The sequence below is a fragment of the Variovorax sp. 54 genome (genome assembly GCF_002754375.1).
GTDB lineage: Bacteria > Pseudomonadota > Gammaproteobacteria > Burkholderiales > Burkholderiaceae_C > Variovorax.
Genome location: NZ_PEFF01000001.1, coordinates 2,151,387 through 2,163,962, shown reverse-complemented (window position 1 = coordinate 2,163,962; position 12,576 = coordinate 2,151,387). Strand labels below are relative to the sequence as shown.

The following is a 12,576-nucleotide window of genomic DNA, read 5'->3' as shown; positions in this document are numbered from 1 at the left end:
ATCCGACCCATTCTATGAAACACCTCTCGCCACGCCGCGCTGCGTCTGGTGCGGTGCTGGCCCTGGCGCTTTCTGCGCTGTGGACCGTGCCCGCGCAGGCCCAGTCCACCCCCGCTCCCGCTGCGTCGGCCTCCGCCGCCGCAGCTCCGGGCCCCCAGCAATTCACCCTCGCCAACGGCATGACCGTGATCGTGCAGCCCGACCGGCGCTCGCCGACCGCGGTGCAGATGGTCTGGGTGCGGGTCGGCTCCATGGACGAGGTCGACGGCACCTCGGGCGTGGCGCACGTGCTGGAGCACATGCTGTTCAAGGGCACGAAGAGCGTGCCGGCCGGCGAGTTCTCGCGCCGCGTGGCGGCGCTGGGCGGGCAGGAAAACGCCTTCACCATGCGCGATGCCACGGGCTACTACCAGCAGATCCCGGTCGGCAGCCTCGAACAGGTGATGAAGCTCGAATCGGACCGCTTCGCCAACAACCAGTGGCCCGACGACGAGTTCAAGCGCGAGATCGAGGTGGTCAAGGAAGAGCGCCGTCTGCGCACCGACGACCAGCCGCGCGCCCTGCTCGGCGAGCAGCAGAATGCGGCCGTCTTCACCTCGTCGCCGTACCGCCGCCCCGTGGTGGGCTGGATGAGCGACCTCGAATCGATGACGCCCGCCGACGCGCGCGCCTTCTTCCAGCGCTGGTACGTGCCCGCCAACGCCGTGCTCGTGGTGGCCGGCGATGTCGACGTGGCGCGCGTGCGCGCGCTGGCCGAGAAGTACTACGGCAGCATCCCCGCGCGCGCCGTGCCGGAGCGCAAGCCGCGCACCGAGCCCACGCAGCGCGGCATCCGCCGCCTCGAATTCAAGGCCCCCGCCGAGCAGGCGTATGTGTCGCTCGCCTTCCGCGTGCCGCAGCTCACCAACCTCGACGACGCCAACAGCGACGCCTGGGCGCTGGTGGTGCTCTCGGCCGTGCTCGACGGCTACGCCGGTGCGCGGCTCGACCGCGCGCTCACGCAAGGCCCCGGCCGCGTGGCCGATTCGGCCGGCGCGTATGCGGGCTTCGTCGGTCGCGGTCCGCAGCTCTTCATGCTCGACGGCGTGCCGGCGGCCGGCAAGACCGCCGAGACGGTCGAAGCTGCACTGCGTGCCCAGGTGGCGCGCGTGGCGAAAGACGGTGTCGGCGAGGCCGAGCTGGCCCGCGTCAAGACGCAGTGGGTGGCGAGCGAAACCTACAAGCGCGATTCGGTGATGGCGCAGGCGCGCGAACTCGGCAGCAACTGGATTCAGGGCCTGCCGCTGGACGCCAGCGAGCGCATCGTCGCCCGGCTGCAGGCCGTGACGGCGGCGCAGGTGCAGGCGGTGGCCGCCAAGTACTTCGGCGATGACCAGCTCACGGTCGCCACGCTGCGGCCCCTGCCGCCCGAACCCAAGCGCGGCCGCGGCTTCGCCGCCCCCGCTGGCGAGATGCGCTGAAAGGCACCGGATTCCCTCCATGAAGAACCTCAAGAAATTTGCAAGCACCGCCCTCCTGGCGGGCATCACCGCGCTGTTCGGCATGGGCAGTGCGCAGGCCGCGCTGCCCATCGAGCACTGGACGCTGGCCAACGGCGCCAAGGTGTACCTGGTGTCGACCAACGCGCTGCCGATCGTCGACGTGCAGATCGACTTCGACGCCGGCAGCCGGCGCGACCCGGCGGCGCAGGCCGGGCTGGCCAGCACCAGCGCCGCAATGGTCGAGAAGGGCGTGCGTGCCGGCCGCAACGGCGAGCCCGCGCTCGACCAGAACGCGCTGGGCGAGGCCTGGGCCGATCTGGGCGCCAGCTTCGACGTGAGCGCCGGCACCGACCGGACCAGCTACACGCTGCGCACGCTGTCCGACCCGGCGCTGCTGACCAAGTCCGTGGCCCTGGCCGCGCGCGAGATCGGTGAGCCCTCGTTCCCCGACGACATCTGGCCGCGCGAACGCGAGCGCATCAACGCCGCCATCAAGGAAGCCAACACCAAGCCCGCAACCGTGGTCGGCCGCGCCTTCGCGCAGGCCGTGTACGGCACGCATCCCTACGGCCAGGAAGTGACCGAAGAGACGCTGGCGCGCATCGACACGGCCGCCATGCGTCAGCGCTACGAGCAGCTGATCCTGCCGTGCCGCGCCAAGCTCAGCATCGTGGGCGCGGTCACGCGCGCCGAGGCCGAGGCGCTCGCGACCACGCTGCTGTCGCGCCTGCCCAGCCCTGCGGCCTGCGCACCGCTGCCGGCCATCGCGCCGGTGGTGGCGCTTACGGCGCCGAAGGACGAGCGCATTCCCTTCGACTCGGCGCAGGCCCACGTCTTCATCGGCCAGCCCGGCTACCCGCGCCAGGACCCGGACCACTTCGCGCTCACGCTCGGCAACTACGTACTCGGCGGCGGTGGCTTTGTCTCGCGGCTGACCGAAGAGGTGCGCGAGAAGCGCGGCCTGGCCTACAGCGTGTACAGCGGCTTTGCGCCGGGGCTCGACGCGGGCGCCTTCCGCATCGGCTTCCAGACCCGGCCCGACCAGGCCGACGCGGCGACCAAGGTCTCGCGCGAGGTGCTCGCGAAGTTCGTGGCCGAAGGCCCGACCGAGAAGGAACTGAAGGCCGCGAAGGACAACCTGATCGGCGGCTTCCCGCTGCTGCTGGACAGCAATCGCAAGCTGATCGGCAACGTCGCCAACATCGCCTGGTACGGCCTGCCGCTGGACTACCTCGACACCTGGACCGCGCGCATGAACGCGGTCACGGCCGCCGACATCCAGGCCGCGTTCGGCCGCAAGCTGCAACCGCAGCGCATGGTGACGGTGGTGGTGGGCGGCAAGCCGGCCGCTCCGTAAGAAGGCTCAGGCCAGCGCGTGCGGCCCGCTGCGCGCGGCGGCGCGCACCGCGGCGCCGAGCTGTTCCAACAGGCGGGGCGCTGCGCGCGCCTGCTGCCAGTACAGCGGCACCGGCAGCGTCGCGCCGGGCACCAGTTCGACCAGCGTGCCGTCGCGCAAGGCGTCGGCCACCATGCTGGTCGGGTGCATGCCCCAGCCCATGCCGCGGCAGGCCGCCTCGACGAAGGCAGCGGGCGAGGGCACCCAGTGGCGCGGCGTTTCCATGTTGCGATGGCAGATGCGGCGCACCCAGCGCGCCTGCAGCCGGTCCTTGCGGTCGAACACCAGGTTCGGCGCAGCGGCCAGCGTGCGCGCCCCAACGCCCTTGGCGAAATACCGTTCCACAAAATCGGGGCTCGCGGCGGCCACGTAGTGCACCGTGCCCAGCGCTTCACTGTTGCAGCCGGTGACCGGCTGGGCCAGCGCGGTCACGGCTGCGAGCACCGCGCCACTGCGCAGCCGCTCGGCCGTGTGGTCCTGGTCGTCGGCCGTGAGGTCGAGCAGGGCGTCGGGTGCCTGCGCGGCAAAGGCCGCGGCCCCCGCCATGAACCAGGTCGCGAGGCTGTCGGCGTTGACGGCCACCCGCACCGTGACCCGCTCGTGCGCCTCGCCGCTGCCCATGCCGAGCGCGGGCAGGGCCTCGCGCAGCTCGTGCTCCAGCATGCCCACGCGCTCGACGTGCCGGCACAGCTGCAGGCCGGCCTCGGTCGCCACGCAGGGCTGGCCGCGCACCAGCAGCGCGCCGCCGGTGCGCTCCTCGAGCAGCTTCACGCGCTGCGACACCGCCGAGGGCGTGACGTGCAGCGCGCGGGCGGCGCGCTCGAAACTGCCTTCGCGCACCACGGCGGCAAGGGCGTGCAGGGCGGCGTAGTCGAGCATCGTGGAGAATGAAGTAAAACTGAATTGAAGTTAGAAAGTTTAGTTTGATTTAAGGTGATGCGGGCGGCAAGCTCGGGCCATGACCGCCGTCCACACGTCCACCGCTTTCCTCAACGGGCTCTTCATGAGCCTGGTGCTCATCGTCGCCATCGGTGCCCAGAACGCGTACGTGCTGCGCCAGGGTTTGCGTCGCGAGCATGTGAGCGCGGTGGTGTTGTTCTGCGCCGTCTGCGACGCGGTGCTGGTCGCCGCGGGCGTGGCCGGCATGGCGCAGGCGCTGAAGGGCCGGCCGATGCTGGCGACGCTGCTCGCGGGTTTCGGCGCGGCCTTTCTCTGCGGCTACGGCCTGCGCGCGCTGTGGCGCTCGCGGCAGCCGGGCGCGCTGCAGACGGTGTCGCAGGGCGCCTCGCGCTCGCGCGCCGCGGTGGTCGCGCAGGCCGCCGGCTTCACGTTGCTGAACCCGCACGTCTACCTGGACACCGTGCTGCTCGTGGGCAGCGCCGGGGCGCAGTACCCGGGTGCGCTCAAGCTCTGGTTCGTGGCGGGCGCGTCGCTGGCCAGCGTGCTGTGGTTCACCGCGCTGGGCTTCGGCGCGCGGCTGCTGGCGCCGGTGTTCGCACGCCCGCGCGCCTGGCAGATGCTCGATGCGCTCATCGGCGGCACCATGCTCGTGCTGGCGGCCTTGCTGGCCCGTCGTGCGTTCATGGGCTACTGAGTGAAGTGGGGCCAGCTGCGGCGTTAAGCTCGCCGCATGCCCCAGAAGCCCACAAAAAAGAACGCCGCCGCGCCTGCCTCGCGCGCCCCCGCCGCCAAGCGCCCGTCGCGGCCCAACGAGGTCCGCATCATTGGCGGCGAGTGGAAACGCACCCGCCTCGCCGTGGCCGACAAGCCCGGCTTGCGTCCCACGCCCGACCGTGTGCGCGAAACGCTGTTCAACTGGCTCGCGAGCCTCGCGGGCGTGGGCGGCGGTGCGCTGCCGGGCTGGCACTGCATCGACGCCTTCGCGGGCACCGGCGCGCTTGGCCTCGAAGCCGCCTCGCGCGGCGCGGCCAACGTGCTGCTGTGCGAGCAGGACGGCGCGCTGGTCGCCCAGCTGGAGGCCGCCAAGACCAAGCTCTCGGCCAAGGCCGTGCGCGTGGAACGCGGCAACGGCGTCACCGCGCTCGAACGCGCGGCGGCGGGCAGCCTGCAGGCGGTGTTTCTCGATCCGCCCTTCGAGACCGTCGCGCTGTACGAGCCGGCCCTGCGCGCCGCCGCGCGTGCGCTGCATGCCGACGGCGCGATCTACCTGGAGGCGCCGCGCCGCTGGGCCGCCGAAGAACTCGCCGCGCTCGGCCTCGTGGAATTCCGCTACCTGAAGGCCGGCGCCGTGCATGCCCATCTGCTGCGGCGCGCCGTGTCCGTGCCTGCATAATCCGCCGGACAAGCCGCACCGGCAGCATGAGGAAGAACCAACCATGGCCAGCAACGTGATCGCGGTTTATCCCGGCACTTTCGACCCCATCACCCTCGGTCACGAGGACGTGGTGCGGCGTGCAACCCAACTCTTCTCCAAGGTGATCGTCGCCGTCGCGGCGGGCCACCACAAGAAGGCGCTGTTCACGCTCTCCGAGCGCATGGACATGGCCCGCGAGGCGGTGAAGCCCTACAGCGACCAGGTGACGGTCGAGAGCTTCTCGGGCCTGCTGCGTGACTTCGTCGTTGCGCGCGGCGGCAAGGCCATGGTGCGCGGCCTGCGCGCCGTGACCGACTTCGACTACGAGTTCCAGCTCGCCGGCATGAACCGCTCGCTGATGCCCGACGTCGAGACCGTGTTCCTCACGCCGAGCGACAAGTACCAGTTCATCTCCAGCACCTTCGTGCGCGAGATCGCCATGCTCGGCGGCGAGGTCAACAAGTTCGTCTCGCCGAACGTCGAGCAGCAGCTCACTGCCAAGGTTCGCAGCCTGGGCAGAGAATGACCCGCACCCAGGCTTCGCGCTGAGGTGAGCGACACCCCCTTGCCCCGCCTGCATCCGCTGGGCGATGCGGCGCTGGTGTGCGACCTGCCCGCGCCCGCCACGCTGGCGCAGCAGCAGCGCATCTGGGCGCTGGCCGCCGAGGTGCTGGCCTGGCCCGGCGTCGGCGAGGCGCTGCCGGGCATGAACAACCTCACGCTGACCTTCGACCCGACCGCCGTGGCGTTCGAGGAACTCGCGGCGCGCGTGCTTCAGGCCTGGCCGGGGCTTGCGGCCCACGCCGCCGAAGGGCGACGCATCGAGATTCCCGTGGCCTACGGCGGCGAGCACGGTCCCGACCTCGCCGACGTGGCGGCCCACACCGGGCTGTCGGCGGCCGAGGTGGTGCGCCGCCACAGCGGCGGCGACTACGTGGTCTACCTGCTCGGCTTTTTGCCGGGCTTTGCCTTCATGGGTGGGCTGTCGCCCGAACTCGCGACACCGCGCCGCGCCGAACCGCGCACCGCCGTGCCGGCGCGCTCGGTCGGCATCGGCGGCGAGCAGACCGGCATCTACCCGCTGGTGTCGCCGGGCGGCTGGCAGCTCATCGGCCGCACGCCGCTCGAGCTGTTCGACCCGTCGGCCGAGTCGCCCACGCTGCTGCGCCCCGGCGACCGCGTGCGCTTCGTCGTCGAAAGCCTGCAGCCATGATCCTCGTGCGCAAACCCGGCGTGCATGCCTCGGTGCAGGACCTCGGCCGGCCCGGCCTGCGCCAGCTCGGCATCTGCCCGGGCGGCGCGCTCGACATGCTCGCGCTCACGCTGGCGAACCGGCTGGCCGGCAACGCCGACGCGGCGGCCGGCATCGAATTCACCATGGGCGGCTGCGAGCTGCAGTTCGAGACCGACACCCGCATCGCGCTCACCGGCGACGACTTCGGCGCCACGCTCGACGGCGTGCCGCTGTGGCCCTGCTGGAGCGTGCCCGTGCGCGCCGGCCAGACGCTGCGGCTCGCCGGCGCCAACGCGCCCGGCACGCCGAAGGCCGGCCTGCGCAGCTGGCTTGCGGTGGCGGGCGGCATCGACGTCGCACCCATGCTCGGCTCGCGCAGCACCGACCTCAAGGCCGGCTTCGGCGGCCATGAAGGCCGTGCGCTGCGCAAGGGCGACCGGCTCGCGCTGGGCGCTTCGCGCCTCGATGCCGACCAAAGTGCGCGCCGTCCTTTCGGCTTGCGCGCGCCCGACTGGGGCACGGCCGAGGCCGATGGCGCGCTTGCGCTGCGCGTGCTGCCCGGCCCCGAGTTCGACCTGTTCACACCCGACGCGCAGGCGCTGCTGTGGAACGAGCGCTGGCGCATCACGCCGCAGAGCAACCGCATGGGCAGCCGGCTTGCCGGCGCCGAGCTGCAGCGCAAGGCGGCCGGCGACATGCTGTCCTCGGGCGTGATCCCCGGCACGGTCCAGGTGCCGCCCTCGGGCCAGCCGATCATCCTCATGGGCGACGCGCAGACCACCGGCGGCTACCCGCGCATCGGCGTGGTGATCCGCGCCGACTTGTGGAAGCTCGCGCAGGCGCCGCTCGGCGGCCGGTTGCGGCTGGTGCGCACCGACCTGTCGCATGCGCTTGCGGCCTGGGCCGGGCAGCAGCGCTACCTGGCGCAGGTGGCGCAAGGGCTCGCCGCTGCGGGCTGGCCCGGCGCGGCTTAGGGCCTGCTCACGCTATTTCTGGCGTCGCGTTGGCCGGCAAAGGGGCTGGCTGCAAGGCGCGCGTGCGCAGCAAGGCTTCTGCCTTGCAAGCGCGGGCAACGCCGCAGACGGCCCCTTTGCCGGCCAACCCGGAGGGAAGGTCTGCCACAGCGGGCCACTCGGCGTTGCGCTCCTTGCGTGTGCGCATGCACACGCGGCGTCACGCGCCTTGATTGGCCCGCTGTGGCAGACCTTCGCGACGCCAGAAATAGCGTGAGCAGGCCCTAGACTGTCGGTTCGCGCAGGTCGTTTTCGCACCTGCCCCACGAGACGGAGAACATCCCATGCAGATCGACCTGAACGCCGACCTCGGCGAAGGCGCCGGCAGCGACGAAGCGCTGCTCGGCCTCGTGAGTTCCGCCAACATCGCCTGCGGCTGGCACGCGGGCGACGCCAAGACGATGCAGCAGTGCGTGCGCTGGGCCATGGCCCACGGCGTGGCGATCGGCGCGCACCCGAGCTTTCCCGACCGCGAGAACTTCGGCCGCAGCACCATGCACCTGCCGCCCGAGGAGATCGTGGCGAACGTGCTCTACCAGGTCGGCGCGCTGGCCGCGATCGTCAAGGCCGAGGGCGGCCGGCTCTCGCACGTGAAGCCGCACGGCCAGCTCTACAACCAGGCGGTGAAAGAGCCCGAACTCGCCGAGGCGCTGTGCGAGGCGGTGCGCCGCTTCGACCCTTCACTCAAGTTCTTCGGCCTGGCCGGCAGCAACATGATCGACGCGGCCCGCCGCGCCGGCCTGCAGCCCGTCGAAGAGGTGTTCGCCGACCGCGGCTACATGCCCGACGGCAGCCTCGTGCCGCGCAGCCAGCCCGGCGCGCTCATCGAGAGCGAAGAACAGTCGCTGGCGCAGACGCTGTCGCTGGTGCGCGACCACCGCGTGGTCGCCATCGACGGCAGCACCGTGGCAGTCAATGCCCAGAGCGTGTGCCTGCACGGTGACGGCGCGCATGCGCTGGCCTTCGCGCGGCGCATCCGCGAGCGCTTGCAGCAGGAAGGCATCGCCGTCCGCGCGATGGCTTGAACGCGATGCCGGCGAAGCGCGCTTCTCCCAGCGTTTTGTTGACGGGCTTCGAGCCCTTCGAGCAGGAGCTGCTCAATCCGTCATGGGAAGCGGTGCGCTCGCTCGACGGCTGGACGTGCGGCCGCGCCACGGTGCATGCGCGCCTGGTGCCCTGCATCTTCGGCGAGGCGCTCGACGCGCTCGACCGCGCGATGGACGAGCTCCAGCCGACGCTGGTGATCTGCATCGGCCAAGCGGGCGGCCGCGCCGAGTTCACGCCCGAGCGCATCGCCATCAACGTCGACGACGCCCGCGTGCCCGACAACCTCGGCCGCCAGCCAATCGACGTGCCGGTGGTGCCCGGCGCGCCCGTCGCCTACTTCTCAAGCTTGCCCGTGAAGGCCATCGTGCGCGAACTGCGCGCGGGCGGCGTGCCGGCCTCGGTGTCGAACAGCGCGGGCACCTTCGTGTGCAACCACCTCTTCTACGGGCTGATGCACCGCATCGCGACGCAGGCGATGGCGAAGGGCGTGCGCGGCGGCTTCATCCACATTCCCTACCTGCCGGCACAGGCGGCGCGCTTTCCGGGCGCGCCGAGCATGGCGCTCGAGACGCTGGTCGAGGCGTTGCGCATCACCGTGAAGACCGCGCTGGCTGTGAAGCAGGACGTCGCGGAAACCGGCGGCCAGTTGCACTGACCGGGGCTCTCAAGCGTTCGGGAAGTGCTTGCCCAGCCAGGCGTTGAGCGCCGTGTTGACGAACGCAGGCTTCTCCATCGTCAGCATGTGGCCGCACTGCGGCACCCACACCACCTCGGCGCGCGGCAGCAGCGCCGCCATCTCGCGGGTGCATTCGGGCGGCGCGAGGCGGTCGTCGTCGCCGCACATCAGCAGCACCGGTACGCGCAGCAAGGCCAGGTGTGTGCGCGCGTCGGGTCGGCGCATCACGGCGTGGTTCTGGCGGATGAGCTGGGCCGCGCCGGCGCCGAGCACGATGTCGAGGTAGCGTTGCACCAGCGCGGGGTTGGCGGCCTGCGCGGCATGGAAGGCGAAGGCGACGTTGGGCTCGATGATCTCGCGCACCTCGCCGCGCTCGAACCACTCGATGGCGCCTTCGCGCAGCGTGAACATGTCGGGCGTCTCGGGCCGCGCGCTGGTGCCCAGCAGCATCAGCCCGGCGATGCGCTCGGGCGCCTGGCGTGCCGCCTCCATCGCGACCATGCCGCCCATCGACGCGCCGCACAGCACCAGCGGGCCGTCGTGTTCGCGCAGCACGGCGCTGGCCATGCCTTCGATGGTGTCGTGGCGCGTCTGGACATCGCTCACGCGGGCGCCGAAGGCGGCGGGCAGGGCGGGCAACTGGGCCTCCCAGAGGCGTTCGTCGCAGGCAAGGCCGGGCAGCAGGACAAGATGAGGCATGGGCTGATTCTGCGCGATCGGACGGCGTGTACGAGGTGGCCGTCGTGCAACAGCGGGTTGGCACGAAGCCGCCATGTCATGCACTCGGGGGACAATGCATGCAATGTCCACCAGCACCCCCGACTCCGCCTCCACCGACCTCATCCTGATCCGCCACGGCGAGACCGCCTGGAACCGCGAACTGCGCTTCCAGGGCCACGCGGACGTCCCGCTCAACGACATCGGCCACGAGCAGGCGCGCCGCCTCGGCCTGCGGCTGGCGGGCGAGACGGCACAGCACCTCATCAGCAGCGACCTCATGCGCGCCCAGCAGACTGCGGCGCCCGCGGCGCAGCAGCTCGCGCTGCAGGTGGTCACCTCGGCGGCGCTGCGCGAGCAGCACTTCGGCGTGGTCGAGGGCATGCGGGCCGACGAGATCCAGAGCCAGCATCCGCGCGCCTGGGAAGAGTGGCTGGAGTTCCGCGAAGACCACGCCATGCCGCAGGGCGAGAGCGCGCGCGAGTTCCATGCGCGCGTGATCGGCGCGCTCGGCACCGTTGCAGCCGCGCACCGCGGCCAGCGCCTGATCGTCGTCACGCACGGCGGCGTGCTCGACATGGTGTGGCGCACCGCGCGCGGCCTGAGCCTCAGCGGCCCGCGCCAGAGCGAGATTCCGAATGCGGGCTTCAACCGCATCCGCATCGCCGACCCGGCCGCGCCGGACGCCATCGAGATCGTCGAGTGGGCCGACACGCGCCACCTCGCCGACCTGCCGCCGCAGCCGACCTACGACCAGCGGCGGCACCTGAAGAAAGACTGAGCCCGGCGCTCAGCGCCTCGCGAGCTGCCCGAGTCCCAGCCGCGCGTAGACCGCGTCCGCCTGCCGCCGCAGCCGCAGCGATTCGGGCTGGCCGTTGAGCTGCTGCTGCAGCAGGCCTTGTGAGCCTGCAAGCGCCGCCTCGGTGCCGGTGCGCACCAGCGCGTCGAGATAGAGCTGCTCGAACAGGTCGCGCTGCGCATGGCTGCCGCCGATCTCGATCATGCGCGGCAGCGCCACACCCAGGCCCTCGACCGCGCCCGCGACATCGCCGCGCGCATGGGCCACGAGGCCGCGCGCGGCCGGCACGCACACGCGCTGCCAGGCGGCGCGCGTGGACGCCGGGGCGACGGGCGCGAAGGCCTCGATGTTGTGCAGCAGCACCTCGGCCTCGGGCCTACCGGCGCGCGCCAGGCCATAGAGGTACTGCAGGTCGAGAAAGGGCAGCACATGGTCGGCCTGGCGCTGCCGCAGGTGGTCGGCCACGTCGTCCCAGCGCGCACCGACGTCGATGCCCGCGAGCTCGAGCCGCGCGAGCAGCGACACGGCGCCGATCTGGTCCTGCGAGTAGTCCTTCACCACGCCCCAGGCGTGTTCGTCGTACACGGCGAGCGCTTCGGCGTCGCGGCCCAGGTCGATGAGGAACAGCGCCACGTGCCACCAGTTGTGCGTGACCATGAAGGAGTTGAGCCCGGTCCAGGTGTCGCTCACGCTGTGCATGAACGCCAGCCCCTCGGTCAGCCGGCCTTCGGTGAGCATCACGTGCGCCAGCGCATGGTGCGCCCATGGCTCCTTGCGGCACAGGCCGATCGCACGGCGTGCGCTGGCCTCGGCCTCGCGCAGCAGGTGGCATTGCTCGTAGCCGAAGGCCGCCATGCCGTGCACGTAGGGCACCTCGGCCGCGGCTGGCAGCGCCGCGAGCGCTAGCCGCAGCATGCCAGGGCAGTCGCCAGTGTTGAAGCAGTGGTACTGGCCCAGCTTGACCGACACCAGGTCGCGCGGATGCTCGAGCGCCTGCTCGGCATGCAGCGCGATGGCGCGTGCGATGTCGCCGTCGGCCCAGGCCTGGACGGCGGCGATGTAGCGCTGCTCGCGCGGTGTGGCGCGCGCAGCGCCGGCGCGGGCCTTGTCGAGGAAGGGCCGCGCATTGGCGGCAGCCTCGCGCGATTCGGCGAACAGGTGCAGCGTCGCGCAGTAGGCCTGAACGATGGGGCTGGCATCGCTGTCGGCCAGCGCCAGCAGGTTCACGGCGCGCGCCTCGGTCGAAATGAAGCCCATGACGAAGTCGTCGACCAACGCGAGGCTGGCGGCGTCGTCGAGCGTGAGCGGATTGCCGAGGCTGTCGGCGGCGAGCGGGGTTCCGTGGGAGGGCATGGCGGCATGGTGCCACGCCCCCTCGGCGTCTTTCAAGTCCCTGTGAGACGCCTTAGACGCCCGCTTGCTGGTGGCGGTACTCCTGCGTCTTGCCGCCGTAGCCGTAGGCCGCGCCGCGCGCATCGATCACGTGGATGTACGAGACCTCGTGCAGGTGGGGCCGCAGCGCCGCCATGGCCGCGTACACCTCGCGCAGGTAGCGCGCCTTCTCGGCCTTGGTGTTGGTCTCGTCGGTCACGCTGATGTCCAGGTGGAAGGCCGACTTGCCGAGTTCGGCCAGCGACTGCCCGCCGATGAACCAGCTGTCGGCGGCGATGTACTGCACCGTGACGGCGATGACCGGCAGCGCCTTGCCGAGCACGCTCTGCGTGAGCTCGGCGACCGTGTCGACGGTCTTGCGGGTGAGGGCGGCGTCAGGTTGGCCGGAGAGGTGGACGACGATGTGGGGCATGGTGAACTCCTTTTTGGGGGGTGAAGAACGGGTGGTCGATGGGGTGATTGTGGGCACGGCCTCATCATCGGAAAAGCGGGAAGATATGATGGAAT

14 protein-coding genes are annotated in these 12,576 nt (G+C 71.4%); 10 read left to right on the top strand and 4 right to left on the bottom strand.

Going from position 1 to position 12,576, the window contains the following annotated elements:
* Positions 1-14: 14 nt before the first annotated feature.
* Entirely contained in the window at positions 15-1,460 is a 1,446-nt protein-coding gene (locus CLU95_RS09915; protein WP_099792660.1) for a M16 family metallopeptidase, read from the top strand.
* Positions 1,461-1,479: 19 nt separating this feature from the next.
* The gene (locus tag CLU95_RS09910; protein ID WP_099792658.1) at positions 1,480-2,838 is read left to right on the top strand and encodes a M16 family metallopeptidase; all 1,359 of its coding nucleotides are present in this window, start codon (positions 1,480-1,482) and stop codon (positions 2,836-2,838) included.
* Positions 2,839-2,844: 6 nt separating this feature from the next.
* Here the strand turns inward: CLU95_RS09910 and CLU95_RS09905 are convergent, their stop codons facing one another.
* Entirely contained in the window at positions 2,845-3,756 is a 912-nt protein-coding gene (locus CLU95_RS09905) for a LysR family transcriptional regulator ArgP (protein WP_099792656.1), read from the bottom strand.
* A gap of 79 nt (positions 3,757-3,835) precedes the next feature.
* On the opposite strand from CLU95_RS09905, the gene CLU95_RS09900 reads away from it, so the two are divergent.
* The 7 genes from CLU95_RS09900 to pcp all read left to right on the top strand — a co-directional run bounded on the left by CLU95_RS09900 (position 3,836) and on the right by pcp (position 9,140).
* Positions 3,836-4,471: a LysE/ArgO family amino acid transporter gene (locus tag CLU95_RS09900; RefSeq protein ID WP_099792654.1), complete on the top strand. Its 636-nt coding sequence runs from the start codon at positions 3,836-3,838 to the stop codon at positions 4,469-4,471.
* 36 nt (positions 4,472-4,507) lie between these two features.
* Positions 4,508-5,170 (top strand): RsmD family RNA methyltransferase, encoded by a 663-nt coding sequence (locus CLU95_RS09895; protein WP_099792652.1) that lies wholly within the window; start codon positions 4,508-4,510, stop codon positions 5,168-5,170.
* A gap of 43 nt (positions 5,171-5,213) precedes the next feature.
* On the top strand, positions 5,214-5,717 hold the full coding sequence (coaD, locus tag CLU95_RS09890; protein ID WP_062481439.1) for a pantetheine-phosphate adenylyltransferase: 504 nt from the start codon (positions 5,214-5,216) through the stop codon (positions 5,715-5,717).
* Between the two features lie 39 nt (positions 5,718-5,756).
* Entirely contained in the window at positions 5,757-6,404 is a 648-nt protein-coding gene (gene pxpB / locus CLU95_RS09885; protein ID WP_099797198.1) for a 5-oxoprolinase subunit PxpB, read from the top strand.
* Positions 6,401-7,399, top strand: coding sequence for a biotin-dependent carboxyltransferase family protein (locus tag CLU95_RS09880; RefSeq protein WP_099792650.1), 999 nt, complete (start codon positions 6,401-6,403; stop codon positions 7,397-7,399). The genes pxpB and CLU95_RS09880 overlap by 4 nt, the downstream gene beginning before the upstream one ends.
* 323 nt (positions 7,400-7,722) lie before the next feature.
* Entirely contained in the window at positions 7,723-8,463 is a 741-nt protein-coding gene (gene pxpA / locus CLU95_RS09875) for a 5-oxoprolinase subunit PxpA (RefSeq protein WP_099792648.1), read from the top strand.
* A 5-nt stretch (positions 8,464-8,468) separates the two neighbouring features.
* Positions 8,469-9,140, top strand: coding sequence for a pyroglutamyl-peptidase I (gene pcp, locus CLU95_RS09870; RefSeq protein ID WP_099792647.1), 672 nt, complete (start codon positions 8,469-8,471; stop codon positions 9,138-9,140).
* Between the two features lie 9 nt (positions 9,141-9,149).
* On the opposite strand, the gene CLU95_RS09865 is transcribed toward pcp, so the two are convergent.
* Entirely contained in the window at positions 9,150-9,860 is a 711-nt protein-coding gene (locus CLU95_RS09865) for an alpha/beta fold hydrolase (protein WP_180288573.1), read from the bottom strand.
* Between the two features lie 103 nt (positions 9,861-9,963).
* Here CLU95_RS09865 and CLU95_RS09860 point away from each other — a divergent pair, with 103 nt between their 5' ends.
* On the top strand, positions 9,964-10,659 hold the full coding sequence (locus CLU95_RS09860; protein WP_099792645.1) for a histidine phosphatase family protein: 696 nt from the start codon (positions 9,964-9,966) through the stop codon (positions 10,657-10,659).
* 9 nt (positions 10,660-10,668) lie between these two features.
* On the opposite strand, the gene CLU95_RS09855 is transcribed toward CLU95_RS09860, so the two are convergent.
* Together CLU95_RS09855 and CLU95_RS09850 are read right to left on the bottom strand one after the other, a co-directional pair.
* Positions 10,669-12,030 carry a tetratricopeptide repeat protein gene (locus CLU95_RS09855; RefSeq protein WP_099792643.1) on the bottom strand — a complete coding sequence of 454 codons (1,362 nt, stop codon included), beginning with the start codon at positions 12,028-12,030 and terminating at the stop codon, positions 10,669-10,671.
* A gap of 52 nt (positions 12,031-12,082) precedes the next feature.
* On the bottom strand, positions 12,083-12,481 hold the full coding sequence (locus tag CLU95_RS09850; RefSeq protein WP_099792641.1) for a tautomerase family protein: 399 nt from the start codon (positions 12,479-12,481) through the stop codon (positions 12,083-12,085).
* Positions 12,482-12,576: the final 95 nt, after the last annotated feature.

Bases quoted from the DNA above. Each gene is read 5' to 3' on its own strand.
- CLU95_RS09915 (WP_099792660.1), top strand. From the start codon at position 15: ATGAAACACCTCTCGCCACGCCGCGCTGCGTCTGGTGCGGTGCTGGCC.
- CLU95_RS09910 (WP_099792658.1), top strand. From the start codon at position 1,480: ATGAAGAACCTCAAGAAATTTGCAAGCACCGCCCTCCTGGCGGGCATC.
- CLU95_RS09905 (WP_099792656.1), bottom strand. From the start codon at position 3,756: ATGCTCGACTACGCCGCCCTGCACGCCCTTGCCGCCGTGGTGCGCGAA.
- CLU95_RS09900 (WP_099792654.1), top strand. From the start codon at position 3,836: ATGACCGCCGTCCACACGTCCACCGCTTTCCTCAACGGGCTCTTCATG.
- CLU95_RS09895 (WP_099792652.1), top strand. From the start codon at position 4,508: ATGCCCCAGAAGCCCACAAAAAAGAACGCCGCCGCGCCTGCCTCGCGC.
- coaD (WP_062481439.1), top strand. From the start codon at position 5,214: ATGGCCAGCAACGTGATCGCGGTTTATCCCGGCACTTTCGACCCCATC.
- CLU95_RS09880 (WP_099792650.1), top strand. From the start codon at position 6,401: ATGATCCTCGTGCGCAAACCCGGCGTGCATGCCTCGGTGCAGGACCTC.
- pxpA (WP_099792648.1), top strand. From the start codon at position 7,723: ATGCAGATCGACCTGAACGCCGACCTCGGCGAAGGCGCCGGCAGCGAC.
- pcp (WP_099792647.1), top strand. From the start codon at position 8,469: ATGCCGGCGAAGCGCGCTTCTCCCAGCGTTTTGTTGACGGGCTTCGAG.
- CLU95_RS09865 (WP_180288573.1), bottom strand. From the start codon at position 9,860: ATGCCTCATCTTGTCCTGCTGCCCGGCCTTGCCTGCGACGAACGCCTC.
- CLU95_RS09860 (WP_099792645.1), top strand. From the start codon at position 9,964: ATGTCCACCAGCACCCCCGACTCCGCCTCCACCGACCTCATCCTGATC.
- CLU95_RS09855 (WP_099792643.1), bottom strand. From the start codon at position 12,030: ATGCCCTCCCACGGAACCCCGCTCGCCGCCGACAGCCTCGGCAATCCG.
- CLU95_RS09850 (WP_099792641.1), bottom strand. From the start codon at position 12,481: ATGCCCCACATCGTCGTCCACCTCTCCGGCCAACCTGACGCCGCCCTC.